The following is a 25,285-nucleotide window of genomic DNA, read 5'->3' on the forward strand; positions in this document are numbered from 1 at the left end:
GGCCTTCGTCGTGTACGCGCACCGCGCCTGTTAAGCGGGGGCCCTTCCTCTACCGCAGGCGTTAACGGGGGGCCCTTCCTTACACCTCAGCGGAGGCCGGCGGCGGCCAGCAGGTTGCCCTGGGGGAGGGTGGGCAGGGCCCGGCCGTGGGCCATCCGCTGGCCGGCGCGCTCGGTGGCGAACGCCGGGGCCTGGGTGATGGCCGCCGCGTAGGTGGCGGCGGTGCGGCTGGCGATCGCCGACCAGCCGTACTGCTCGTGCACCATGGCGCGGGCGCGGCGGGCGAGCCGGCGGGCGTGCTCCCGGTCGGACAGCAGGGCGTGCACCGCGTCGCTGAGCCCGTCGGGGTCCTGCGGCCGGAAGGTCATCCCGGTCACGCCCGGTTCGACGATCTCGGCCAGGCCGCCGGTGGCGGAGACGGCCAGGGGAGCGCCGGCGGCGGCGCCCTCCAGGGCCACCATGCCGAACGGCTCGTAGATGCTCGGCACCGCGAAGCAGTCCGACGCCGCCATGACGGCCGGCAGGTCGGTGCCGCCGAGGAAGCCGGGGAGGCTGACGGTGTCGCCGAGGCCGAGCCGGTTCACCTCGGCTTCCAGTTCGGCGCGGTACGGGCCGTCGCCGACGATCACGGCCCGCAGCCCGGGGTGCCGCTCGCGCAGCCGGGGCAGGCCGGCGATGAGGTGCTGGACGCCCTTCTCGTAGACCAGCCGGCCGGCGAAGGTGACCAGCGGGCCGTCGCCGGCGAACCGCTCGCGCGCCTTCATCACCGCACGGGAGGAGACCTTCCAGCGGTGCGGCTCGACCCCGTTGGGCACCACGTCGACCCGGGAGCCCGGTACGCCGAACAGCCCGGTCACCTCGTCGCGCATGTAGCCGGAGCAGACGATGACCCGGCCCGACTCGGTCGACAGCCACTGCTCGACGCCGTGGATGGTGCGGTTCATCTCCTCCGGGAGCCAGCCCTGGTGGCGGCCGGCCTCGGTGGCGTGGATGGTGCTGACCAGGGGGATGTCGAGGTGCTCGCGGAGGGTCATCGCGGTGTGCGCGACCAGCCAGTCGTGGGCGTGGATGACGTCGTACGACTGGGACTCGGTGGCGCGCAGGGCGGCGCGGGTCAGCGTGTGGTTGAACGCCATGGTCCAGGCCAGCAGCGACGAGGTGGCCAGCGGGAAGGCGACCGGGTCCTCGGCGGCGCGGACGATCCGGACGCCGTCGGCGTACTCCTCCAGGGGAGCGCCGTCGGTGTGCCGGGTGACGACGGTGACCTCGTGGCCGGCGGCGGCCAGCGCCACGGACAGGGCGTGCACGTGCCGGCCGAGCCCACCCACGAGCACCGGCGGGTACTCCCAGGACAGCATGAGGATGCGGCGGGACTGCGGGGCGACACCGGACCCGGACGGCACCGGGGTCTGCGGCCGGGAGGAGAGGGTGGGCCGGTGCTTCCGGCCTGCGGCGGTGGTGGGTGGTACGTCGACCCGCAGGGTCGTCACATCAATCTCCGTCCATGCATGGTGAATCGCGCCGGCGCCGTCGACGGCAGAAGAGGGTGCGTGGGGTGGCCGAAGGCCGAGTGGTGACGCGTGGGCGCGTCCCGCGCACAAGCAAAGGGCATCCTGCGCGATCCCGCATCTCGAAAGGGGTCAACGTGACGGACGACACCTGAAGGTTTACCACGCGTCAGTCGGGTGGATTACGGACATCGTCCGAACGGATGGATTCGTGTTCGAGACTGGGGGGCAATAAGGCGCCTGCGCGCCGCCGGTCCCCACCGTGTGATGCGCTCATGGTGCGGTGCGCGCTCATGATCGTGGGACTGAGGAGCGACATGCAGGTCTGGCCGGGTGAGCGGTACCCCCTGGGAGCCACCTACGACGGGATGGGCACCAACTTCGCGATCTTCTCCGAGGTGGCCGAGTCCATCGAGCTGTGCCTGTTCGACGAGTGGGACACCGGCGTCGAGCGGCGGATCCCGCTGCGCGAGGTCGACGCGTACGTCTGGCACGCCTACATCCCGGGCATCGAGCCGGGTCAGCGGTACGGCTACCGCGTGCACGGCCCGTACGACCCCGCCAACGGCCTGCGGTGCAACCCGAACAAGCTGCTCATCGACCCGTACGCGAAGGCGATCGACTCCGACGTCGAGTGGGACCCGGCGGTCTACGACTACGAGCTGGGCGACCCGGACACGCGCAACGACACCGACTCGGCCCCCTTCATGCCGAAGTCGGTGGTGGTGAACCCGTACTTCGACTGGGGCAACGACAAGCCGCCCCGCATCCCGTACCACCACTCGGTCATCTACGAGGCCCACGTGCGCGGCCTGACCATGCGGCACCCGGACATCCCGGATGAGCTGCGCGGCACGTACGCGGGCATCGCCTCGCCGCCGATGATCGAGCACCTGCGGACGCTCGGCGTGACCGCCATCGAGCTGATGCCGGTGCACCAGTTCGTGCACGACCACCGGCTGGCCGACCTGGGCCTACGCAACTACTGGGGCTACAACACCATCGGCTTCTTCGCCCCGCACCACGGCTACTCCGCGCTCGGCCGCCTGGGCCAGCAGGTGCAGGAGTTCCGGGGCATGGTCAAGGCGCTGCACGCCGCCGGCATCGAGGTCATCCTCGACGTGGTCTACAACCACACCGCCGAGGGCAACCACCTCGGCCCGACGCTGAGCTTCAAGGGCGTCGACAACCACAGCTACTACCGCCTGTCCGAGGAGGATCGGCGGTACTACGTCGACTACACCGGCACCGGCAACAGCCTCAACGTCCGCAGCCCGCACTCGCTTCAGCTGATCATGGACTCGCTGCGGTACTGGGTGACCGAGATGCACGTCGACGGCTTCCGGTTCGACCTCGCCGCCACCCTGGCCCGCGAGTTCTACGAGGTGGACCGCCTGTCGACCTTCTTCGAGGTGGTCCAGCAGGACCCGGTGGTCAGCCAGGTCAAGCTCATCGCCGAGCCGTGGGACGTGGGCCCCGGCGGCTACCAGGTCGGCAACTTCCCGCCGGTGTGGACCGAGTGGAACGGCAAGTACCGCGACACCGTCCGCGACTTCTGGCGGGGCGAGCCGGCGACCCTGGCCGAGTTCGCGTCCCGGATCACCGGGTCCGCCGACCTCTACCAGGACGACGGGCGTCGCCCGTTTCACAGCATCAACTTCGTCACCTGTCACGACGGGTTCACCCTCAACGACCTGGTGTCGTACAACGACAAGCACAACGAGGCCAACGGCGAGGAGAACCGGGACGGGGAGAGCCACAACCGGTCCTGGAACTCCGGCGTCGAGGGGGAGACCGACGATCCGGACGTGCTCGCCCTGCGGGCCCGGCAGCGGCGTAACTTCCTGGCCACGCTGATGCTCTCCCAGGGCGTGCCGATGATCGGGCACGGCGACGAGCTGGGCCGCACCCAGCGCGGCAACAACAACGCGTACTGCCAGGACAGCGAGCTGGCCTGGATCGACTGGGACAACCTCGACACCGAGCTGCTGGACTTCACCCGGCGGCTGGTCGCGTTCCGCCGCCGCCACCAGGTCTTCCGCCGCCGCCGGTTCTTCACCGGCCTGACCGTCCGCGGTCCCGAGGTCGACGAACCGCTGCCCGACCTGGCCTGGTACACCCCGGACGGCCGCCAGATGACCGGCGAGGACTGGGGCAACGACTTCGGCCGGTCGGTGGCCCTGTTCGTCAACGGCGAGGGCATCCGGGAGCGCGGCCAGTACGGCCAGCGCCACCACGACGACTCCTTCCTGCTCTGCTTCAACGCCCACGACGCGCCGCTGGACTTCACCCTGCCGCCGGTCGAGTTCGGCCAGCGGTGGGAGCTGGTCATCAGCACCGCCGACCCCGATCCGGAGAAGACGACGGTGGTCGAGGCGGGTGGTGCGCTCACCGTCCCCGACCGCTCCCTGGTGGTCCTCGAGAGGACGGTCTGAGCCATGCCCGACACCCCCCGCCCCACCCCCACGTCGACCTACCGCGTCCAGGTCCGCCCCGGCTTCGACCTCGACACCACCGCCGGGCTCGCCGGCTACCTCGCCGACCTCGGTGTCACTCACCTCTACAGCGCGCCCCTGCTGACCGCCGCCCCTGGCTCGGCACACGGCTACGACGTCGTGGACCACCGCGCGGTCAACCCGGAGGTCGGCGGTGAGGCCGGCCGGCAGCGCCTCCTGCGGGCGTTGCGCGCCGCCGGGCTGGGCCTGGTCGTGGACATCGTGCCCAACCACGCCGGGGTGGCCCAGCCCGCCGCCAACCCGGCCTGGTGGGACGTGCTGCGCCGGGGACGCGACTCGGCGTACGCCCGCTGGTTCGACATCGACTGGGACCGGGGCCGGCTGCTGCTCCCGGTCCTGGCCGACGCCCCGGAGGCCCTCGACGACCTCAAGGTCGTCGAGGGGGAGTTGCGGTACCACGAGCACCGCTTCCCGATCGCCGACGGCACCGGCGAGGGCACGCCGCGCGAGGTGCACGACCGGCAGCACTACGAGCTGGTGTCCTGGCGGCGCGGCGACGCCGAGCTGACGTACCGCCGCTTCTTCGCCGTCTCGGACCTGGCCGGCCTGCGGGTGGAGGACCCGGACGTCTTCGCCGCCACCCACGAGCTGGTCCTGGCCTGGGCGAAGGCCGGGGAGGTCGACGGCATCCGCGTCGACCACCCCGACGGGCTGCGCGACCCCGCCGGCTACCTGGCGCGGTTGCGCGCCGCCGCGCCCGAGGCGTGGCTGGTCGTGGAGAAGATCCTGGAGTACGGGGAGGAGCTGCCGGACTGGCCGGTCGACGGCACGACGGGGTACGAGGCGCTGTCGGCGGTGTGCGGCCTGTTCGTGGATCCCGACGCGGAGCCGGAGTTCACCGCCCTGGACGCCCGGATCACCGGCCGGCACACCTCCTGGGAGGACCTCACCCACGCCACGAAGGTGGAGGCCGCCACCCGGCTGCTGTCGGCCGAGCTGACCCGGCTCGCCGCGCTGGCGCCGGACGTCGACCGGGACGCGGCCCGTGCGGCCCTCGCCGAGCTGGCCGCCGCGTTCGCCGTCTACCGGGGCTACCCGCCGGAGGGCGCCCGGCACCTCGCCGCCGCCCGCTCCGAGGCCGGCCGCCGCCGGCCCGACCTGACCGGCGCGCTGGACGCGATCACCCGCCGGCTGCGCGACCCGGACGACGAGCTGGCCCAGCGCTTCCCGCAGTTCACCGGCGCGGTGATGGCGAAGGGGGTGGAGGACACCGCCTTCTACCGGTGGAGCCGCTTCGTCGCGCTCAACGAGGTGGGCGGCAGCCCCGCCCACTTCGGCACCCCGCCGGCCGAGTTCCACCGCTTCGCCGCCGCCCGGCACCTGCGCTGGCCGGCGGCCATGACCGCGCTCTCGACCCACGACACGAAGCGCAGCGAGGACGTCCGGGCCCGGCTCGCCGTGCTCAGCGAGCTGCCGGGCCGCTGGGCCGAGCAGGTCGGTCGGTGGACGGGGCGCGTCACCCTGCCCGACCCGGCCTTCGCCCACCTGCTGTGGCAGACCGCCGTCGGCGCCTGGCCCGTCGAGCGCGAGCGCCTGCACGCGTACGCGGAGAAGGCCGCCCGGGAGGCGTCGGTCTCGACCAGCTGGGCCGACCCGGACCCGGCCTTCGAGGACGCGATGCACGCGATGGTCGACGCCATGTACGACGAGCCCGAACTGCACGCCGAGCTGACCGCGTTCGTCGACGAGATCGCCCCGGCCGGCTGGTCGAACTCGTTGGGGCAGAAGCTCGTGCAGTTGGCAATGCCCGGCGTACCGGACGTCTACCAGGGCACCGAGCTGTGGGACAACTCCCTGGTCGACCCGGACAACCGCCGCCCGGTCGACTTCGCCGTACGCCGGGATCTGCTGGCCCGCCTCGACGGCGGCTGGCGGCCCCCGGTCGACGCCGGTGGGGCGGCGAAGCTGCTCGTCGTGTCGCGGACGTTGCGGCTGCGCCGCGCCCACCCGGAGCTGTTCACCACCTACCGACCGGTGCCCGCGCACGGCCCGGCGGCCCGGCACGCGGTGGCCTTCGACCGGGGCGGCGCGATCGCCGTCGCCACCCGTCTGCCGATGACCCTGACCCGTGGCGGCGGCTGGGGTCACACGATCGTGTCACTTCCGGTTAACAGGGTTACCGACCTGTTCACCGGGCAGGTCTACAGTGGTGGCGAGACCCCTCTGGCCGATCTGCTGGCCACCTGTCCCGTCGCGCTGCTGGCTCCCCTCACCGAGTCCGTGGAGGCCGCCTGATGACCGAGTTCGCGGTGTGGGCGCCGGATGCCGCCCGGGTCCGCCTGCGCCTCCCGGGTGCCGACGACCACGAGATGCGCGCCCACCTGGACGGCTGGTGGCGGGTCGACGTGCCCGACGCCGGCCCCGACTACTCCTTTCTGCTGAGTGACGACGAGACGCCGCTGCCCGACCCCCGGTCGCGGTGGCAGCCGCACGGGGTGCACGGGCCGAGCCGGCTCTACGATCACGCGGCCTTCGAGTGGACCGACCAGGGCTGGACCGGCCGGCAACTGCCCGGCAGCGTCCTGTACGAGCTGCACGTCGGCACGTTCACCCCGGAGGGCACCTTCGACGCGGCGATCGGCCGCCTCGACCACCTGGTCGACCTGGGCGTCGACATGATCGAGCTGCTGCCGGTCAACGCCTTCAACGGCGAGCACAACTGGGGCTACGACGGCGTCTGCTGGTACGCCCCGCACGAGCCCTACGGCGGTCCGGACGGGCTGAAACGCCTGGTGGACGCCGCCCACGCCAAGGGGCTGGGGGTGATCCTCGACGTCGTCTACAACCATTTCGGGCCCTCCGGGGCCTACGCGCCGATGTTCGCGCCGTACCTCACCGAGCAGTCGAACACCTGGGGCCGCACCGTCAACCTGGACGGTCCGCACTCCGACGGCGTGCGCCGCTACATCGTCGACAGCGTGCTCATGTGGCTGCGCGACTACCACGTCGACGGCCTGCGGCTGGACGCCGTGCACGCGATGCCCGACTCGCGCGCCACCCACTTCCTGGAGGAGGTGGCGATCGAGGTCGAGGCCCTGTCGACGCACCTGGCCCGGCCGCTGTCGCTGATCGCCGAGTCCGACCTCAACGACCCCCGTTTGATCACGCCCCGGGAGGCGGGCGGGTACGGCCTGCACGCCCAGTGGAACGACGACGCCCACCACGCGCTGCACACGCTGCTCACCGGGGAGCGGCAGGGCTACTACGGGGACTTCGGGTCGCTGGAGGCCCTGACCGACGTGCTGACGGGTGGGTTCCTCCACGCGGGGACGTTCTCCAGCTTCCGCAACCGTCACCACGGGCGGCCGGTGGATCGGCAGCGGCTTCCGGGCCACCGGCTCGTGGCGTACCTGCAGAACCACGACCAGATCGGCAACCGGGCCACCGGGGACCGGATCTCCGCCTCGCTGTCGCCCGCGTTGCTGCGGGTGGGGGCGACGCTGCTGATGACCGCGCCGTTCACGCCGATGCTGTTCATGGGGGAGGAGTGGGCGGCGTCCACGCCGTGGCAGTTCTTCACGTCGCATCCGGAGCCGGAGTTGGCGGTCGCCGTGGCCACCGGTCGCAGGCGGGAGTTCGCCGCGCACGGGTGGGGTGCGGAGGAGGTGCCCGATCCCCAGGACCCGCAGACGTTCGTACGGTCGCGGCTGGACTGGGCGGAGCTGGACAAGCCCGAGCACCGGGAGATGTACGAGTTCTACCGGCGGTTGATCGCGCTGCGAAAGTCGCGTGGTGACCTGTCGGACCCGCGGCTGTCAGCGGTGGACGTGCGGCACGGGGACCAGTTCCTGGTGATGCGGCGGGGGGAGTCTCTGGTCGTGGCGAACCTGGCTGGGCGGGCGCAGGGGATCTCGTTGCCGGGGGTGGTGCGGCGGGTGCTGCTCGCCACCGGTGAAGGGGTGACGGTGATGCGGGACCGGATCGAGTTGCCGGCGGAGACGGCGGCGATCGTCGCGCTGTAGGAACGCGTGCTTGATCGACTCGGATTCTGTGAAGTCGGGGTGTCGGCGTGCGTCGGATGCCCCGACTTCAATGACGTCGAGTCGATCTCGGCGCCGGACCGATGAGTTCACCGCTGCGGCGGAGTCTGTCCCGGTGTCCGCACACCGACCCGTGGAGGGCCCCATGTCCGACGTCCTGTCTCGCGAGGCCCTGTGGGCCGCCGCTCACACCGAGCGTGCTGCCCTCGCCGACGACCTCGCGTCGCTCGACGCGACGCAGTGGGCGCAGCAGTCGCTGTGCGGTGAGTGGACGGTGGAAGAGGTCGTCGCCCACCTGACGGCAGCGGCGAGCGTCGGTCGGCTGCGCTGGTTGGCCAGTGCCCTGGCCGCCCGGTTCGACTTCGGGCTGCACAACGACCGGCGTCTCGCCGAGCAGCGAGGCGCAACCCCGGCCGAGACCCTGGAGCGGTTCCGCCGCATCATCACCAGCACCACGTCGACGTTCGGTCCAACCGAGGCGTGGCTCGGTGAGGTGATCGTGCACGCCCAGGACATCCGGCGTCCCCTCGGAATCACGCGCACGCCCGCCATCGAGGCCGTCACCCCCGTCGCCCGTTTCTACGCCCAGCGTGACTTCACCGTGGCCGGCCGCAGCGCCATCGACGGCCTGCGTGTCCAGGCGACCGACGGACCCTTCGCGACCGGGTCCGGACCTCTCGTCAGGGGCACGACCCTCGCGCTGACCATGGTGATGGCCGGCCGGCATGCCTACTGCGACGACCTCACCGGCCCCGGCGTGCCCACCCTGCGTGAGCGGTGTACCTCAGCCTGAGTGGATCGCCCGGTCCTGCCTCGTCGCTGCGTCAGAGCAGAGTGACCGCGTCGCGGCGGCGATGTAGCGGCGGCCGGGCGGCGCACGATCAGAATGGTGCGGGTCCGCGGCCTGCCAACGACATCAACACCTGCGTGGCGAGTAGCTTGCGTATGCCGGTGACGGCGACTGTCCCCACCCGATCGTAGGGCAGTTCCAATTGCAGCCCTTCGACTGCGCTGCGAAGGTCTGTCGTGATCTCGTCCGGACGGAACGTGCCGCCCCAGCCGCTGAGTCCTCCGCGCTGGTTGGTACTGAGGGAAGCCATGCCGGATATGCATGCGCCGTCGACCAGGATCAGCCTCGCAGGACCCGAGTAGGTCGTCGTCATAGTCATCAACCCTTCACGATGTAACGCCGTGCACCCCGGATCCCGGCTGTCTGACAGTCACTCAGGAGGCGAGGCGTCGAGTCCGACCATGGGAATTCGGCTCGTCAGCGATAGAGGCCGATGTCGAGCTGGCTCCACACCGAGATGGCCCGCCTTCTGCCGATCAGACGATTTTCGCGATGCCGTGGTGAGCGCATGAAACGCCGAACGGCGGCCCGCTGAACCAGTCGGGCCGCCGTTCGCAGAGTGTGGATCAAAGCGGGCGGATGTTCTCCGCCTGCGGGCCCTTCTGGCCCTGGGTGATGTCGAACTCCACCTTCTGATTCTCGTCGAGGCTGCGGAAGCCGCTCGCCGAGATCGCGGAGAAGTGGGCGAAGACGTCGGCGCCGCCGTCGTCCGGGCTGATGAAGCCGAAGCCCTTGTCGGCGTTGAACCACTTCACGGTACCTGTAGTCATGTCTGCTCCTTCGCAGGCTGTTAGAGACCGCACTGTGCGGACCCTTACGCCGCTGCGTTGATCACCCGCGTCGAAACGACACGAAAAACGAAAGGCGCCTGGATGGGTTTCAGATGCCCCATCAGGCGCCGGAAAACGTCTACGGAAATCAAAACTGCAACTCGGCTACCGTAGCACATGATCCGTCGTCGATCCCGTGGCGGTGAGTGGGCACCTGCGGAAGCGCTGTCTGGCTCCGAGGCGGGACGGGGGCAGGTGGGCGGATCGGCCGGCTCGCCCAGTGATCTCGGTGGAGGACCTTGGTGGCCGCCGGCTGCGGCGACACGTGCCGGGCCGGGGAACTGACCGAGCGGGCGGTCGAACTGGGGGACGCCGGGGCGGCGGTGCGGAGGCACGCGACGGTGCTGCGGCGGGACGGGTGGCGGAGGCTGCCGGCCGAGCAGGCGACACCGGCAGAGGTGATCCGCAAATCTGGAGCGGATGTACATCAGCGCCTTGACCGGGACGGGTGCCGCGGTTGGAGGAGCCGCAGCCGCGCCTGGTGTCGGCACGGGTGTCGCACTGGCGCTGTCGGCCGGCGAGGTCTTCTCATCTCTTGAGCGGAGCGCCCTCTTCGCGCTCTCGATCGCCGAAGTCCACGGAGTCCGCATCGACGAGGTCGAACGCCGCCGAACGATCGTGATGGGGATCATGCTCGGCGGGTCCGGCTCCGCCACCATCACCAAGGTTGCCGAGCGGACGGGGCAACACTGGGGACGTCAGGTTGTCGCCAAGGTGCCTGTCGAGACGCTGCGCCAGATCAACAAGCTCTTGGGGAACACTTCATCACGAAATACGGGACCAAGCAGGGCATCATCGTTCTCGGTCGAGCGGCACCCTTCGGTATCGGCGCGGTGATTGGTGGTGGCGCCAATGCTGCCCTCGCCACCCTGGCCGTGCGGGCCGGTCGTCGCGCATTCGGCCCACCCCCGGCCTCGTGGCCCCCGCTGACGGACAGCACATCGGCGCCGGACGCCTCGCATGGCTGACTTCGCGAAGACGTACCTGCACACTGAGCTGCGGGAGATTCGCGAGGCGATCCTCTGGAAGCTCGACGGGCTCGGCGAGTACGACGTCCGCCCCCCTGACCGCAACCGGCACGAACCTTCTCGGCCTGGTCAAGCACCTGTCGGTCTGGGAGGCCCGGTACCTCGGCGGGGTCTTCGGGCGGCCGTTCCCCGAACCCCTGCCCCGCTGGGGACGACACCGAGGCGCAGGGCACCGACATGTGGGCGACCGAGCACGAGACGCTCGCGGAGATCGAGCGGGCCGCCAGGGCAGCCGATCGACGTTGGTCGGCCTGACCCGGTGACCGGCCTATTTGCCTTGTTGTCCTGCTGGCCCGTGCCTACCGTGAGCCGATGACCTCGCGACTGCTCTCGGTGACCTTCGATGCGCACGACCCGGCTCGCCTGGCGCGGTTCTGGGCCGGCATGCTCGGCCGGGAGATCGTCGAGGACGCCGGTGGTGCGCTCCTGCCCGGCGACGACACTCAGCTCAGCCTCCGGTTCGCCCCGAGCGACGCGGAGATGGTGCGGCCGAACCTCATGCATCTCCACCTGACCAGTGCCAGCGATGACGACCAGCAGGATCTGGTGGCGACGGCGCTGCGGCTCGGCGGCGGCCACCTCGACGTCGGGCAGCGTCCCGAGGAGGGGCACATCGTCCTGGCCGACCCCGAGGGCTACGAGTTCTGCGTGATCCCGCCGGGCACCACCTTCCTCGCTGGGTGCGGGCTGCTCGGGGAGCTCGCCTGCGATGGCACCCGCGAGGTCGGTCTCTTCTGGAGCGAGGCGCTGGGCTGGCCGCTGGTGTGGGACCAGAACGAGGAGACCGCGATCCAGTCGCCGCACGGCGGCACGAAGGTCGCGTGGGGAGGCCCACCCCTGACCCCGAGGACGGGGAGGAACCGGCAGCGCTTGGACCTCGCCGTGGCCGGTGGCGACCGGCGGGCGGAGGTCGACCGGCTGGTTTCCCTCGGCGCCACTCCATTCGAGGCCGGTACGGACGGCGCCGTCATGCTGGCCGATCCCGACGGCAACGAGTTCTGCCTGGGGCGGGCGGCAAGGATGTCGTAAAGCGATATGACTGAGGGGAATATTCATGCCTGACCGTCATTTCGCGCGCGAGGGACATCACTTCCGGCGCGCTGACCGGGCCGGCCTCTGGCGCGTACGCGCAATCGCCGAGGTCGCCCGGGGCCAGCCGGCGCCGGCCGGCGTGGCGCGCCCGGCGACGCTGGTCGGCCTGGCCTGGTGAGCAGCGGTCGGCCTGGCGTCAGCGGCGCGTGGCGAATACCACGCCGGTCAGGCAGAGCGCACCGCCGAGCAGGGCCAGCGGCGCCGGCACCTCGGCCAGCAGCGTCCAGGACAGCAGGACGGTCACCGGCGGCACCAGGTAGGTCGCGGCGGTGGTGCGACCCGCGGTCCAGCGGGACAGGACGTAGCCCCAGGCGAGGAAGCCGATCGCGGTCGGGAACACCCCCAGGTACAGCATGCCGAGGGTGGCCGGCAGCGGCGCGGCGGCGAGCTGTCCGACGAGGGTGGGGGCGAACGGCAGCAGCGCCGCGGTCCCGGCCAGCGCACCGAGCCAGGTCATCGTCACGGCGTCGACCCGCGCCAGCAGGCGCTTCTGGAGCAGGACGCCGAAGGCGTACAGCAGGGCGGAGAGCACGGCGAGTGCGACGCCGACCTTGTCGGCGTGCCCGGTGAAGCCGCTGGCCGCGATCAGGGCGACGCCGGCGAAGGCGACCGCCACGCCGGTGCCGAGCCGGCCGGTGAGCCGCTCGCCCAGGACGAGGACCGCGGCCACCGCGACGAGGATGGGCGCGACCGCCACCAGCAGTGCCGCCGTCCCGGCGTCGATCAGCCGCTCGGCGGCGTTCAGCGCCACGTTGTACCCACCGAACCAGGCCACGCCCCACAGCGCGATCAGCCCCAGGGTGCCGCCACGGGGCAGCGCGGGCCGGCGGTCCGGCCCCGGCCCGGCGGGCCGCGGTCGGTTGCGGCGCAGCCCGGCGGTGAACGCCACGAACGCGCTCAGCGCGATGGACGCCGCCACCATTCGACCCAGCGCCATGGCGCCGGGGGAGTAGTCGTGGCCGGCGAAGCGGATCCCGACGAACGCCGACGCCCACAGGAGCACGGTGGTCCCGGCGGCGGCGACAGTCGGCCACGACCGGGTGTACGGCCTGGGGGCGCGGTCGCTCCCGGTGTCATGCGGCCGGCTCGGGGCGGCGGTGAGCAGCGCAGGCGTCATGGGGAGATTCTCGTGCGCCCGATTGTTCAGCACCAGCGATTGTTTCTTCACCACGATTCAGTCCGGCTTTATAGTTGGGCATGCTCGACGTCCACCGCCTCCGGATCTTCCGCTCCGTCGTCGCGTCCGGGTCCGTGCAGGCCGCCGCCGCCAACCTCGGCTACACCCCGTCCGCCGTCAGCCAGCACCTCACCGCACTCCAGCGCGAGACGGGCCTCACCCTGCTCGCCCGAGCGGGGCGGGGCCTGCGACCCACCGCCGCCGGACACGCCCTCGCCGCCGAAGCGGACCGGGTACTCGCCCGGCTCGGAGCGGCCGAGTCGCTGATCGCGGACCTGCGCACCGGCCGTACCGGCGCACTGTCCATCGCGTACTTCGCGTCGGTGGGCGCGGCGTGGATGCCGCTCGTGGTGCGGCGCATCCTCACCGAACTCCCCGGAGTGCGGCTCGACCTGGAACTGCGCGAGCACATCCCGGACAGTCGGGAGGAACGCGCCGACGTGCAGGTGGTCGTGGCGGGCGCCGGCTTCGAGCCCGGTTCGGGCTTCACCGCCCACCACCTCCTCGACGACCCGTACGTGGCCGTGCTGCCCGCCGGGCACCGCCTCGCCGGGCATGAGGAGGTGGACCTCGTCGACCTCGCCGACGAGCGCTGGGTCGACAACGACTTCGCCCGTGGCTGGTGCCGTGCCAACCTCCTCGAGGCCTGCACCGCCGCCGGCTTCAGCCCGGCCTTCCGGGTCGAGGCGCACGACTACCCGACGGCGCTCGCCTTCGTCGCCGCCGGCATCGGTCTCACGGTGCTCCCCGCGATCGCCGCGGCCCACCTGCCCGACGGCGTGACCCCGGTCCGGGTGGTCCGCCCGACGCCGATCCGGTCGATCCACGTGGTGGTGCACGACGCGGTGGAGCACACACCGGCGGCGCGGACCGCGGTAGCCGCGCTGCGGGAGGCTGCCGCTTCCGCGTGACGCGCGCTGAGCGTGGTGGCCGGCGGACAGTCGATGGAAAAGGGAGTGGCTACTCCCTGCCACTTCTAACGTATAGCGCACCGGGGGGCTTGCCGCAAGACCGGGGTGGTGCCGCAGAATTCACCGGCCAAGCCCCGTCACCTGCGGAAACGCAAGCCACGACCTGCGTGTGCGCAGAGGCCGTGCTGCGCGCAAAGGCGGCAGGAACGACCTCAGAACGGAATTGATGAATTGCATTCCCGTGCGTTCGACCTTCCCGAGCACCTCTCTCCCAAGGCCGACCCGACGCTGATCGACCGCGACGAGCGGCACTTCACGGCCATGGCCGAGAGCCTCCAGGAGCTGCACGACGACCTGTCCGGCCGCCTGGATGCCGCGCGCCGGGCGCCCGGTGGCAAGGGCCGGCAGGCGGTGGACCGGGACATGGAGGTCCGCCGGCTGACCGCCCGCCTGCGTGCCCTGAGTCGCTTCGGCCTGGACCTGTGCATCGGGCGCATGGTCAGCGCCGACAACCCCGAGCCCGTGTACGTCGGACGACGGGGCCTCACCGACGGCAAGGGTCGTCGATTGCTTCTCGACTGGCGTTCCCTCGCCGCCGAGCCGTTCTTCGGCGCCACCCACGGCAACCCGATGGGCCTGGCGAGTCGCCGCAGGTATCGCTGGACCCGCGGCCGGATCACCGACTACTGGGACGAGGTGTTCACCCCGGACGGTCTGGAGGGGCACGCCGCCCTCGACGACCAGTCCGCCTTCATTGCCAGCCTGGGCAGCAGCCGATCGACCCGGATGCGTGACGTGCTCGGCACCATCCAGGCCGACCAGGACGCCATCATCCGAGCGGGATCCCGCGGCGCTCTCGTCGTCGACGGCGGTCCGGGCACCGGGAAGACGGTCGTCGCGCTGCACCGCACCGCCTACCTCCTCTACTCCGACCCGCGACTGGGCCACCGCCGGGGCGGGGTGCTGTTCGTCGGGCCGCACCAGCCCTACCTGGCCTACGTCGCCGACGTCCTGCCCAGCCTGGGTGAGGAGGACGTGCAGATCTGCACCCTGCGAGACCTCGTTCCCGAGGGTGCCGCGGCGACCGTCGAGTCCGACCCGGACGTGGCCCGGCTGAAGTCGTCCGCGGACCTGGTGACGGCGATCGAGGCGGCCGTCCGGTTCTACGAGGAGCCGCCGGACAAGGGGATGACGGTCACGACCGACGACGCCGACATCCGGCTGAGCGCCGAGGACTGGGCCCAGGCGTTCGAGGCGGTGGGGCCCGGCACCCCGCACAACGAGGCGCGGGACGAGATCTGGGAGGAGCTGCTCACGATCCTGCTGGACAGGTACGACGGTGACGAGCCGGACGACCTGGTCCGCACATCGCTGCTGCGGAACACCGAACTACGCACGGCGTTCCACCGGGCGTGGCCGCTGCTCGACGCGGCGGACCTCGTCGGCGACCTGTGGTCGGTGCCCGCGTACCTGCGGAAGTGTGCTCCCTGGCTCAGCCCCGACGAGGTCCGCAAGCTCCAGCGCGGCGACGCCCGGGCCTGGACGGTGTCCGACCTGCCCCTCCTGGACGTGGCACGGCAGCGGCTCGGCGACGCGGAGGCGTCCCGGCGCAACCGCCGGAACGACGCCGCTGTCGCGGTCGAACGGGAGCGCCGCGCCACGGTGATCGACGAGCTGATCGAGGCCCACGCCTATGACGACGGTGAGGGTGTGTTGTCGAGCCTGCGCCAACTGGACCTCCAGGATGCCCTGGTCGACGAGTCCGCGCTGGCCGGCGCCGACCCGGACCTGCTCGCCGGCCCGTTCGCGCACATCGTCGTGGACGAGGCTCAGGAGCTGACCGACGCGGAGTGGCAGATGTTGCTGCTCCGCTGCCCGTCGCGAAGCTTCACCGTCGTCGGGGACCGTGCCCAGGCCCGCCACGGGTTCACCGAGTCGTGGCAGGAACGGTTGAGGCGGATCGGGCTCGACCGGGTCACCCTGGCCGCCCTGAGCGTCAACTACCGGACGCCGGCGGAGGTCATGGCGGAGGCCGAGCCGGTCATCCGGGCCGTGCTACCGGACGCCAACGTGCCGACCTCCATCCGGAGCAGCAACGTGCCCGTCGTCCACGGATCTGTTGCGGAGCTGGGCGCGATCCTCGACACCTGGCTCGCCGCGCACGCCGAGGGGACCGCGTGTGTCATCGGCGATCCCACCTTCCCGCCGGCGTCCCGCGTCCGGTCGCTGACCCCGGTGCTGGCGAAGGGGCTCGAGTTCGACCTGGTCGTCCTCGTCGACCCGGAGGCGTTCGGCACGGGCATCGAGGGAGCGGTCGACCGCTATGTCGCGATGACGCGGGCGACCCGGCAACTCGTCATCCTCACGAACGCCGGACACCGTGACCGCCAGTCCTAGAATCGGGCGATGGGTAGGACCGACCGCGCCTGCCGGGTGATCGCGGCACCACCGGTGACCGTCTACGGCGCTCTCCTCGACCGGGAGTCGCTGGAGGCATGGCTGCCGCCGGACGGCATGCGTGGCCGGATCGAGCGGTGGGATCCCCGGCCCGGCGGCGGTTTCCGGATGGTTCTCACCTATCTCGACCACACCGGCAGTCCCGGCAAGACGTCAGATGCGACGGACGTCGTCGACGTCGAGTTCGCCGCCCTGGTGCCTCCGGAGCGCGTGGTGCAGCGGGCCGTGTTCGAGGCCGACGACCCGTCGTACGCGGGCACCATGACGATGACCTGGCACCTCGCTGCCACCCGTGCGGGGACCGAGGTGACCGTCACCGCGACGGACGTGCCGCCCGGCATCGACCAGGCGGTCCACGAGGTTGGGATCGCCTCCTCGCTGGCCAACCTGGCGTCCTACGTCGAAGCGGCGCACTGAGCCGCCCACATCGCAGGGGTCATCTCGTACTCGACCTCGCCCAGCTCCGTTCCCGGCAGCGGGTCGTCCCAGAACGGGAAGAACGTGCGGACGTACCGCATGCCGATCGTCTCCATGACGCGCCGGGACCCGGTGTTCACGGCCATGGTCTGCGCGATCACCCGGCTCTGCCCGACGGTGTCGAAGGCGTGCCGCAGGAGAGCGCGCGACGCCTCGCTGGCCAGGCCCTTGCGCCAGTGCCGGCGGACCAGGCGGTAGCCCAGGTCGCTGACGGCCGGGTCGTGGGGCTGGTCGGGGCCGTGTGCGGGCGGAAGCATCATCAGTCCGACGAAGGTCCCCTCACCCTCGTCGGCCGGTGGTGTCGAGCCGGGCGCGCAGTCGTCGGAGCCGAACGCCATCCAGTAGCCCAGGCCGTCCACCCTGCCCGCCAGGCTCATCCGCTGGGCGTGCGAGGTGACCACCTCGTCCCTCGACCGCGCCCGGCCGTAGAGGTAGCGGAGCACCTCGGGGTCGGAGTCCAGTCCGACCTCCAGGTCGAGGTGCCGGTCGGCGAGCGGGACGAGCAGCAGGCGGTCGGTACGCACGATCGGTTGGGGCATGCGGCCACGATCGCATGACTGGTTTGCGGGACGCGATCCGATTTGTCGTAGCCGCTCGCCGCGCGGGCGGGAATGGTCGCGGGCCTAAGGGGAACGGCAGTGCCGCCAGCAGGGACTGACCGGGGAGGCGGCGCCATGACGGACACAGCGCGCACAGGGTCGGGTAGCGGACGCCCGGGGGAGGGCGGTGGCTTCGCCGTCGTGGAGATGTTCACCTCCCAGGGCTGCAACAGCTGCCCGCCCGCCGAGGAGGTGCTGTCCGAGATCGACCGCGACGCCCGCGAGCGGGGCCAGCCCGTGTACGCCCTCGGGTTCCACGTCGACTACTGGGACCACCTGGGCTGGGCCGACCCCTACGGCGACCCGGCGCACACGCTCCGGCAGGAGGCGTACGCGCGCGCCTTCGGCTCCGGCGGGTTGTACACGCCGCAGATGGTCGTCAACGGCACCGTCGAGTTCGTCGGCTCCAACGACCGGGCGGCGTCGTCGGCGATCAAGTCGGCCCTCGGGGAGTCAGCCGCCACGTCGCTCGCGCTGTCGGTCGAGAACGTCGACGGCGGCGACGGACGCCGGCTGACGGTGGACTACCACGCCGAACATCCGCCGGAGCAGGCGGTCCTGAACATGGCGCTCGTCCAACGGGGCCTGGAGAACGACGTCCCCCGGGGTGAGAACGCCGGGCGTCGGCTCCGGCAGGACGGCGTGGTACGCGCCTTCACGTCCGCGAAGCTGGACATGGGGCGCGGGCGGGTCGAGATCACCGTGCCGCCGGACCTCGATCCTCGACACGCCTCGGTGGTCGGCTACGTGCAGAACAGAGGCGACAAGTCGATCGTCGGCGCCGCGGCCGTGGACGTCTCGGCGGCATTACGGACATGACCGTGCGGCTTCCTCCCGTCACCGTCGAGCGGTGGGTGAACTCGCCGCCGTTGACTCCCGACGACCTGCACGGCCGGGTGGTCCTGGTCGACATCTGGGAGTACACCTGCGTCAACTGGATCCGCACCGCCCCGTACGTCAGGGCGTGGCACCGCGACTACGCCGACCTGGGCCTGACCGTCGTCGGGGTGCACGCGCCCGAGTTCGAGTTCGGCCGGCACGCCGAGAACATCGACCGGGCGATCCGCGACCACGGGTTGACCCATCCCGTCGCGCTCGACAACGACTTCACGTTCTGGCGGGCCCTGCGCAACGACGCCTGGCCGGCGAAGTACCTCTTCGACGCCGACGGTCGGCTCGTCGACCGGTGGGTCGGCGAGGGCGACTACGAGCGGGTGGAGTCGGAGATCCGCCGGCTCATCGAGGTCCGGGCACCCGGCACCCCGCTGCCGCCGGTCAGCCCCGAGGTGACGGCGTTCGTCACGACCGGGCAGCCCACCTACGTCGGCATCACGCCCGAGACGTACCTCGGGGCCGACCGGGGCGTGCCGGGCACGTTCACGGTGGCCGGCGACTGGCGGAGCGACGGCGAGTACGTCGAACTCGTCGGCGGCACCGGCGAACTCGCCCTGCCCTTCACCGCCGGCGAGGTGAACCTCGTCGTCGACCCGGGACCCACCGGGCGGGCCGCGATTCAGGTGCTGCTCGACGGGAACCCGATCGGCGAGGAGCGCGGCCCCGACGTCGGCCCGGACGCGGTGGCGCTGATCGACCGGGCGGCCATGATCCGGCTCGTCGCCGACGCGTCCCAGGTCGACCACCTGCTGACCCTCGTCACCGACCAGCCGGGCTTCCGCGCGTACGTCTTCACCTTCGGCCCGTAGCGCGTGTCCTGATGTTCGAGTACCTGGACGGAGTGGAGCGATGAACGACAAGACCGAGAAGGCGATCCTGGCCGGCGGCTGTTTCTGGGGGATGCAGGACCTCATCCGGAAACGCCCCGGCGTGCTCGACACGAGGGTCGGCTACACCGGCGGGGACGTGCCGAACGCGACGTACCGCAACCATGGCACCCACGCCGAGGCCATCGAGATCAGCTTCGACCCGGAGGAACTGTCCTACCGCGACCTTCTGGAGTTCTTCTTCCAGGTCCACGACCCGACGACGAAGAACCGTCAGGGGAACGACATCGGTGTCAGCTACCGGTCGGCCATCTTCTACACCGACGACCAGCAGCGGCACGTCGCCGAGGACACCATCGCCGACGTCGACGCCTCCGGCCTGTGGCCCGGCAAGGTGGTCACCGAGGTCAGCCCGGCCGGGCCCTTCTGGGAGGCCGAGCCGGAGCACCAGGACTACCTGGAGCGCAATCCCGGCGGTTACACCTGCCACTTCGTCCGGCCGGACTGGAAGCTGCCCCGCCGGGGTGAGAGCGGCACCTGATGTCCAGCGCCCTCGCTGGATCCGACTGCGCCGAATCGACAAGGAGGCCCACGTGGCTGCCAGGACCCAGACGTTGACCCGTACCGCCACCGACATCCGGCCGTTCCGGGTGGAGTTCTCCGAGGCGGACCTCCAGGACCTGCAGGCACGCATCGCGGCCACCCGCTGGCCCGAGAAGCAGACCGTCGACGACCAGTCCCAGGGCGTGCCGCTGGAGACGAGCCAGGCGCTCGCCCGCTACTGGGAGAAGGAGTACGACTGGCGCAGGACCGAGGCGCGGCTGAACGACCTGCCGAACTTCATCACCGAGATCGACGGGCTCGACATCCACTTCCTGCACATCCGGTCCAGGCACGACGACGCGCTGCCGCTCATCGTCACCCACGGTTGGCCGGGCTCGATCATCGAGCAGATGAAGATCGTGGGTCCGCTCACCGATCCGACGGCGCACGGCGGCACCGCGTCGGACGCCTTCCACCTGGTGATCCCGTCGATGCCCGGCTACGGCTTCTCGGGTAAGCCGACCACGCCCGGCTGGGGCCCCGAGCACATCGCGAACGCCTGGATCGAACTGATGAGGCGTCTGGGCTACTCGCGGTACGTCGCGCAGGGGGGCGACTGGGGCGCGCTCATCACCGACCTCATCGGCCTGCAGGCGCCGCCGGAACTGGCCGGCATCCACACCAACATGCCGGGCGCGATTCCGCCGGACATCGACACGTTGCTCCAGTCGGACATCACCGGAGCGGGCAACGCGCTGGCCGCGCTGCCGTCCGGCCTCTCCGACGAGGAGCGGCGGGCGTGCGAACAGCTGTACTTCTTCTGGCAGCACTCCGCCTACGCCCTGATGATGGGGACGCGCACGGAGACGCTGACCGGGCTCGCCGACTCGCCGGTCGCTCTGGCGAGCTACATGATCGACCACGACGCGGCGAGCCTGGAGCTGATCTGCCAGGCCTTCGCCGGGCAGCAGGTCGGCCTCACCCGCGACGACGTCCTCGACAACGTCACGCTCTTCTGGCTGACGAACACGGGGGTGTCCGCGGCTCGTCTCTACGCGGAGAACACGCTGTCCTTCTTCGCCGCCAAGGGGGTGTCCGTCCCGGTCGCCGTGAGCGTCTTCCCGGACGAGCTCTACCAGACCCCGCGGAGCTGGGCCGAGCAGGCGTATCCCAACCTCATCCACTACAACCAGCTCGACCGGGGTGGGCACTTCGCGGCCTTCGAGCAGCCGATGCTCCTGACCGGGGAGTTGCGCGCCGCCTTCCGGTCGCTGCGCTAGCCGCTCCTGCTGGGACGGTGCTCAGCCGAGCCAGCCAGTCATCAGGGGAGCCCCTCCTTCCAGAGGGGCTCCCCTCGCTGATCGTCCATCGTGCCGGTGACCGTCTCGTGATCGCCGTCCGGTAGGCCCTCGCCGGGGTCACGCCCCTTCACATCGTCGTCGCGCAGGCGCTGGGCCGCGGCCAGCGCGTGCCCCCATGCGGGCAGACACACGAGAGAACTCCTTCCATCGGTGACGGGCGACCGGACGGGTCAGCGAAGCTCCTGTATGCGGACCAGGTTGCCCGCGGGGTCGCGGAAGGCGCAGTCGCGGATGCCGTACGGCTGCTCGGTCGGCTCCTGGACGACCTCGGCGTCGCCGGCCTGCACCTTCTCGAAGGTGCCGTCGAGGTCCCGGGTGGCCAGCAGGATCCAGCCGTAGGTGCCCTTGGCCATCATCTCGGCGATGGTGCGGCGCTCGTCCTCGGTGACCCCGGGGTCGGCGGCCGGCGGGGCCAGGAGGATCGACGTGCCGGGCTGGTCGACCGGACCGACCGTGATCCACCGCATCCTGCCCTGTCCGACGTCGTTGCGGACCTCGAAGCCGAGGACGTCGCGGTAGAAGGCCAGGGAGGCGTCCGGGTCGACGTGCGGAAGGAAGGTCGTGTGAATGGTGATGTCCATGTCGATCAGGCTAGGTGCGGCCCCCTGGCCGGCACTTCTCGATTCCTGATCGATCGGGCCGCCGGTCTCGTCGGTCCGGGCCCGTCTCCCTGCCCCGTCAGGGTGAGCGCCGGAGGGATCGGGCCCGCGGTCGGGTTGCCGCCGGGAGAATCGGCGGTCGCAGGGTGTGGGCCGCGGTGACCGGGAGGAGCCACGAGTGTGAGCCGTCCGGCCGCGCTGCTGAGACGCGGCGACGAGCCACTTCAGGCATCGTTCCTGGAACTCTTCTTCGATCTCGCGTTCGTCCTCGCCCTGCGGCAGATCTCGCTCGTCCTGCTCGCCGACGCGAGCCTCACGGGGCTGGCCCGCACCGCCCTGCTCCTGCTTCCGCTGTGGTCGGTCTGGGTGGTGACGGCCTGGTTCACCGACTGGTTCGCCCGCGACCACCGCGCGGTGCAGGCCCTGCTCGTCGGCGCCACGCTCGGGGTCCTGCTGATGAGCGTCGCCGTGCCGCACGCGACGGGGAACCGGGCGGCGCTCTTCGCCGGAGCGTACGTCGCGCTCCACGTCGGGCGGAGCATCGTCACGACCGTGGCGTTGCGCGGGCACCCCCTGCGTCGCCGTACGCTGCGGGTCCTGGTCTGGTTCGTCGTCTCCGGGATCTTCTGGTTGGTCGGGGCCGCCTGGCCGGCGGCACGGGTGCCCGCCTGGGTGGTGGCCGTGGCGCTGGACTACGCGGCACCGCACCTGGGCTGGCCGGTCCCCGGGCTGGGCCGTGCGCAGCCCGGTGAACTGCGGCTGCGCGGCGAGCATCTCACCGAGCGGTTCCAGCAGGTCTTCATCATCGCCCTCGGCGAGCTGATCATCGCCGCGGGTCTGGCGTACTCGGCGACCGAGCTGGCCCCGGTGCAGTCGGCCGCCTTCCTCCTGGTCTTCGCCGCCGCGGTGCTGATCGGCCGGCTGTACGTCGCGCCGGCCGGCCCGTACCTGGGTGCCGCCATCGACCAACGGGATCCGGCCCGGTTCGCCACCCTCACCGGCAACCTGCACCTGGTCATGATCGCCGGTGTGGTGGCCACGTCGGTGGCCGCCGACCTGGTGATCGCGCACCCCACCGACGAGGCGTCCGGGGCCGGGATCGCCCTGACCGTCGCCGGCCCCGCGCTCTTCCTCGCCGGCCGGATCGCCCTGTCCGCCCTCATCTACCGCCGGCTGTCCTGGTCCCGCCTGCTCGGATTGGCCGCTCTGCCGGTCATCGCGCTCACCGGCCACGCGGCGCCGCTGCTCGTCGTGGCCGCGACGACCGTCGGCGTCCTGCTGGTCGTGGCGGTCCTGGACCGTCGCGGGGAGTCCGCGTCACGGATGAGCCGCTGACCCGGCCGTCGCCACCATCTCGCCGAATCGGGCTCACGCGGCGAATCAGTCGCATAACGTCACGTGGCGGAACCATCGCCGGGCCACCGGGGCCTCGTGCCAGTGGTCCCGTGCCGACCGGAGGGGCCGAGCGTGGATGACGACGACCGCGTGCTGTTGCGCGAGCTGGACGGACCGCAGCCGGCAATCCGGCTGCCCCGGGCCCTGGGCTGGCTGAGCCTCGCGATCGGCGTCGGCGCTCTCGCCGTACCCGATCGGTGTGCCCGGCTGGTCGGGGTGGACGACGTGCCGGCGGCGCGGACGGTGGTCCCGGCGCTCGGCGCGCGGTACCTGGCCCACGGCGTCGGGCTGGCCGCCGGTCGCCGGCCGGTCGGCGGCGCGTGGGCCCGGGTGGCCGGGGACGCGCTCGACCTCACCCTGCTCTCGCGGGCGATGGCCGACCGGCGCGGCGAGCGGCGACGCCGGGTGGCGCTCACCACCGCCGTGGTCGGGGGAGTGGCGGCCCTGGACCTGCTCGCCGCCGTCCGCGCCGGACGCGCCCGGCGGGCCTGGCGGCGGGTGATCGAGGTACGGATGGCCGTGACCGTCAACCGCTCACCGGCCGAGGCGTACCGGTTCTGGCGTGACCTGGAGAACCTGCCGCGCTTCATGTCCCACCTGGAGTCGGTCCGCACCGACGACCTGCGCCGGACCCACTGGGTCGCCCGTGCCCCGGCCGGACGCCTCGTCGAGTGGGATGCGGAGATCGTCGAGGACCAACCGAACCGGCGGCTGGCGTGGCGGTCGCTGCCCGGCGCGCGGGTGCCGAACGCGGGCCGGGTGCGGTTCGAGCCGGCGCCCGGTGACCGTGGCACCGAGGTGCGGGTGCACCTGCGGTACGCCCCACCGGCCGGAGCCCTCGGCCGGGCGGTGGCCAAGCTCTTCGGCGAGGAGCCGGAGCAGCAGGTCCGCGACGACCTGCGCCGGTTCAAGCAGGTGCTGGAGGCCGGCGAGGTGGTGCGCTCCGAGGGCAACCCCGACGGCATCTCGGTACGCCAGCAGGTCAACCAGCGCCCGGCGCAACCGTTGCCGACCGGTCGCCGGTGAACACACAGGAAGGCAACCGATGAGGGCCACCGCCTGGATGGGCAAGGACAGCGTCAAGGTCGTCACCGTGCCCGACCCCACCATCATGAACGCCCGCGACGCGATCGTCCGCGTCACCAGGACCGCCATCTGCGGCTCCGACCTGCACCTCTACCACGGCTACGTCCCCGCGATACGCAAGGGCGACATCCTCGGCCACGAGTTCGTGGGCGAGGTCGTGGAGGTCGGCCCGCAGGTGCGCAACCTACGCCGCGGCGACCGGGTCGTCGTGCCGTTCCCGATCGCCTGCGGGCACTGCAACTCCTGCCAGCGCGGGCTCTACTCGGTCTGCGAGAACTCCAACCCGAACGCCCGGGCCGCGGAGAAGATCATGGGTCACTCGCCGGCGGCCATCTTCGGCTACTCCCACCTGTTCGGCGGGTACGCCGGAGGTCAGGCCGAGTACGTCCGCGTGCCGTTCGCCGACGTCGGGCCGCAGAAGCTTCCCGACGACGTCACCGACGACCAGGCGGTCATGCTCGCCGACGTCTTCCCGACCGGGTTCATGGGTGCGGAGATGTGCGACATCACGAACGGGGACGTGGTCGCGGTGTGGGGGGCCGGCCCGGTGGGGCTGCTCGCCGCCGCCAGCGCCCGCCTGCTCGGCGCCGCCCGGGTGATCGTCATCGACCGGTACCCGTACCGGCTGCGCCTGGCCGCCGAGCACGCCGGCGCGGAGACGATCAACTACGAGGACACCGACGTGCGGGACGCCCTCGACGAGATGACCGCGGGCCGTGGGCCGGACGCCTGCATTGACGCGGTCGGCCTGGAGGGACATCACGGCAACGCCGGCGTGTACGCGTACGACCGGGCCAAGCAGGCCATCCGCACGGAGACCGAGCGGCCGTTCGCGCTGCGCCAGGCCATCCTCGCCTGCCGCAGCGGCGGGGTGGTGTCGGTCATCGGCGCGTACGGTGGGCTGGTCGACAAGTTCCCGATGGGCGCGTTCATGAACCGCTCGCTGACCATGCGTACGGGGCAGTGCCACGTGCAGCGCTACACGCGCCCGCTCCTGGAGCGCATCCGGCGTGGCGATATCGACCCGAGCTTCGTCGTGAGTCACCACATGAAGCTCAAGGACGCCCCCAAGGGCTACCGGATCTTCCAGAAGAAGCAGGACGACTGCACCAAGGTCCTCCTCACGGTGTGACAGCGGGCGGGTTGGCCAGGGTG

24 protein-coding genes and 1 pseudogene are annotated in these 25,285 nt (G+C 71.5%); 18 read left to right on the plus strand and 7 right to left on the minus strand.

The window, feature by feature from the left end; all coding sequences use genetic code 11:
* Positions 1-86: 86 nt before the first annotated feature.
* Positions 87-1,490 (minus strand): glycosyltransferase family 4 protein, encoded by a 1,404-nt coding sequence (locus ACIBR0_RS18230; RefSeq protein ID WP_396716980.1) that lies wholly within the window; start codon positions 1,488-1,490, stop codon positions 87-89.
* A 335-nt stretch (positions 1,491-1,825) separates the two neighbouring features.
* On the opposite strand from ACIBR0_RS18230, the gene glgX reads away from it, so the two are divergent.
* From glgX to ACIBR0_RS18250, 4 genes are all read left to right on the plus strand, one after another.
* Positions 1,826-3,943 (plus strand): glycogen debranching protein GlgX, encoded by a 2,118-nt coding sequence (gene glgX / locus ACIBR0_RS18235; RefSeq protein WP_396716982.1) that lies wholly within the window; start codon positions 1,826-1,828, stop codon positions 3,941-3,943.
* A gap of 3 nt (positions 3,944-3,946) precedes the next feature.
* Positions 3,947-6,259, plus strand: coding sequence for a malto-oligosyltrehalose synthase (gene treY, locus ACIBR0_RS18240; protein ID WP_396716984.1), 2,313 nt, complete (start codon positions 3,947-3,949; stop codon positions 6,257-6,259).
* Positions 6,259-7,986: a malto-oligosyltrehalose trehalohydrolase gene (treZ, locus tag ACIBR0_RS18245; protein ID WP_396716986.1), complete on the plus strand. Its 1,728-nt coding sequence runs from the start codon at positions 6,259-6,261 to the stop codon at positions 7,984-7,986. The genes treY and treZ overlap by 1 nt, the downstream gene beginning before the upstream one ends.
* Before the next feature lie 163 nt (positions 7,987-8,149).
* Positions 8,150-8,797 (plus strand): maleylpyruvate isomerase family mycothiol-dependent enzyme, encoded by a 648-nt coding sequence (locus ACIBR0_RS18250; RefSeq protein WP_396716988.1) that lies wholly within the window; start codon positions 8,150-8,152, stop codon positions 8,795-8,797.
* An 88-nt stretch (positions 8,798-8,885) separates the two neighbouring features.
* Here the strand turns inward: ACIBR0_RS18250 and ACIBR0_RS18255 are convergent, their stop codons facing one another.
* Entirely contained in the window at positions 8,886-9,167 is a 282-nt protein-coding gene (locus tag ACIBR0_RS18255; RefSeq protein ID WP_357036271.1) for a hypothetical protein, read from the minus strand.
* 253 nt (positions 9,168-9,420) lie between these two features.
* A complete protein-coding gene (locus ACIBR0_RS18260) occupies positions 9,421-9,624 on the minus strand; it encodes a cold-shock protein (protein WP_013283833.1) in 204 nt (67 codons plus the stop codon).
* A gap of 480 nt (positions 9,625-10,104) precedes the next feature.
* Between ACIBR0_RS18260 and ACIBR0_RS18265 the strand changes: the two genes are divergently transcribed.
* The 4 genes and pseudogenes from ACIBR0_RS18265 (at position 10,105) to ACIBR0_RS18280 (ending at position 11,922) form a co-directional block, all read left to right on the plus strand.
* On the plus strand, positions 10,105-10,521 hold the full coding sequence (locus tag ACIBR0_RS18265) for a hypothetical protein (protein WP_396716991.1): 417 nt from the start codon (positions 10,105-10,107) through the stop codon (positions 10,519-10,521).
* Positions 10,522-10,644: 123 nt separating this feature from the next.
* A pseudogene (locus tag ACIBR0_RS18270) lies at positions 10,645-10,925 on the plus strand (DUF664 domain-containing protein); the annotation flags it as partial.
* Between the two features lie 99 nt (positions 10,926-11,024).
* Positions 11,025-11,741: a VOC family protein gene (locus ACIBR0_RS18275; protein WP_396716993.1), complete on the plus strand. Its 717-nt coding sequence runs from the start codon at positions 11,025-11,027 to the stop codon at positions 11,739-11,741.
* Positions 11,742-11,766: 25 nt separating this feature from the next.
* Positions 11,767-11,922 carry a hypothetical protein gene (locus ACIBR0_RS18280; protein ID WP_396716994.1) on the plus strand — a complete coding sequence of 52 codons (156 nt, stop codon included), beginning with the start codon at positions 11,767-11,769 and terminating at the stop codon, positions 11,920-11,922.
* Between the two features lie 18 nt (positions 11,923-11,940).
* On the opposite strand, the gene ACIBR0_RS18285 is transcribed toward ACIBR0_RS18280, so the two are convergent.
* Positions 11,941-12,921, minus strand: coding sequence for a DMT family transporter (locus tag ACIBR0_RS18285; RefSeq protein WP_396716996.1), 981 nt, complete (start codon positions 12,919-12,921; stop codon positions 11,941-11,943).
* An 80-nt stretch (positions 12,922-13,001) separates the two neighbouring features.
* On the opposite strand from ACIBR0_RS18285, the gene ACIBR0_RS18290 reads away from it, so the two are divergent.
* From ACIBR0_RS18290 to ACIBR0_RS18300, 3 genes are all read left to right on the plus strand, one after another.
* The gene (locus ACIBR0_RS18290; RefSeq protein ID WP_357033951.1) at positions 13,002-13,892 is read left to right on the plus strand and encodes a LysR family transcriptional regulator; all 891 of its coding nucleotides are present in this window, start codon (positions 13,002-13,004) and stop codon (positions 13,890-13,892) included.
* A 222-nt stretch (positions 13,893-14,114) separates the two neighbouring features.
* Positions 14,115-16,289 (plus strand): RNA polymerase recycling motor ATPase HelR, encoded by a 2,175-nt coding sequence (gene helR / locus ACIBR0_RS18295; RefSeq protein ID WP_396717073.1) that lies wholly within the window; start codon positions 14,115-14,117, stop codon positions 16,287-16,289.
* 9 nt (positions 16,290-16,298) lie between these two features.
* Positions 16,299-16,766 carry an SRPBCC family protein gene (locus ACIBR0_RS18300; protein ID WP_396716999.1) on the plus strand — a complete coding sequence of 156 codons (468 nt, stop codon included), beginning with the start codon at positions 16,299-16,301 and terminating at the stop codon, positions 16,764-16,766.
* On the opposite strand, the gene ACIBR0_RS18305 is transcribed toward ACIBR0_RS18300, so the two are convergent.
* A complete protein-coding gene (locus ACIBR0_RS18305) occupies positions 16,745-17,365 on the minus strand; it encodes a GNAT family N-acetyltransferase (protein WP_396717001.1) in 621 nt (206 codons plus the stop codon). The genes ACIBR0_RS18300 and ACIBR0_RS18305 overlap by 22 nt on opposite strands.
* A 135-nt stretch (positions 17,366-17,500) precedes the next feature.
* On the opposite strand from ACIBR0_RS18305, the gene ACIBR0_RS18310 reads away from it, so the two are divergent.
* From ACIBR0_RS18310 to ACIBR0_RS18325, 4 genes are read left to right on the plus strand one after another with little or no spacing between them, the layout of a single operon-like run.
* A complete protein-coding gene (locus tag ACIBR0_RS18310; RefSeq protein ID WP_396717002.1) occupies positions 17,501-18,244 on the plus strand; it encodes a DUF1223 domain-containing protein in 744 nt (247 codons plus the stop codon).
* Positions 18,241-19,128: a redoxin gene (locus ACIBR0_RS18315; RefSeq protein WP_396717004.1), complete on the plus strand. Its 888-nt coding sequence runs from the start codon at positions 18,241-18,243 to the stop codon at positions 19,126-19,128. Before ACIBR0_RS18310 ends, ACIBR0_RS18315 begins: the two co-directional genes overlap by 4 nt.
* Before the next feature lie 40 nt (positions 19,129-19,168).
* Entirely contained in the window at positions 19,169-19,687 is a 519-nt protein-coding gene (gene msrA, locus ACIBR0_RS18320) for a peptide-methionine (S)-S-oxide reductase MsrA (RefSeq protein WP_396717006.1), read from the plus strand.
* 52 nt (positions 19,688-19,739) lie between these two features.
* On the plus strand, positions 19,740-20,969 hold the full coding sequence (locus tag ACIBR0_RS18325) for an epoxide hydrolase family protein (protein WP_396717008.1): 1,230 nt from the start codon (positions 19,740-19,742) through the stop codon (positions 20,967-20,969).
* A gap of 41 nt (positions 20,970-21,010) precedes the next feature.
* On the opposite strand, the gene ACIBR0_RS18330 is transcribed toward ACIBR0_RS18325, so the two are convergent.
* A complete protein-coding gene (locus ACIBR0_RS18330; protein WP_396717010.1) occupies positions 21,011-21,181 on the minus strand; it encodes a hypothetical protein in 171 nt (56 codons plus the stop codon).
* 39 nt (positions 21,182-21,220) lie between these two features.
* Positions 21,221-21,631, minus strand: coding sequence for a VOC family protein (locus ACIBR0_RS18335; RefSeq protein WP_396717011.1), 411 nt, complete (start codon positions 21,629-21,631; stop codon positions 21,221-21,223).
* Between the two features lie 198 nt (positions 21,632-21,829).
* Between ACIBR0_RS18335 and ACIBR0_RS18340 the strand changes: the two genes are divergently transcribed.
* The 3 genes from ACIBR0_RS18340 to ACIBR0_RS18350 all read left to right on the plus strand — a co-directional run bounded on the left by ACIBR0_RS18340 (position 21,830) and on the right by ACIBR0_RS18350 (position 25,262).
* Positions 21,830-22,984 (plus strand): low temperature requirement protein A, encoded by a 1,155-nt coding sequence (locus ACIBR0_RS18340; protein ID WP_396717013.1) that lies wholly within the window; start codon positions 21,830-21,832, stop codon positions 22,982-22,984.
* 132 nt (positions 22,985-23,116) lie between these two features.
* Entirely contained in the window at positions 23,117-24,070 is a 954-nt protein-coding gene (locus ACIBR0_RS18345) for an SRPBCC family protein (RefSeq protein WP_396717015.1), read from the plus strand.
* A 19-nt stretch (positions 24,071-24,089) separates the two neighbouring features.
* Entirely contained in the window at positions 24,090-25,262 is a 1,173-nt protein-coding gene (locus tag ACIBR0_RS18350) for a zinc-dependent alcohol dehydrogenase (RefSeq protein ID WP_396717017.1), read from the plus strand.
* The last annotated feature ends 23 nt before the right edge of the window (positions 25,263-25,285 follow it).

The organism is Micromonospora sp. NPDC049497 (genome assembly GCF_044465805.1).
Lineage (GTDB): Bacteria > Actinomycetota > Actinomycetes > Mycobacteriales > Micromonosporaceae > Micromonospora.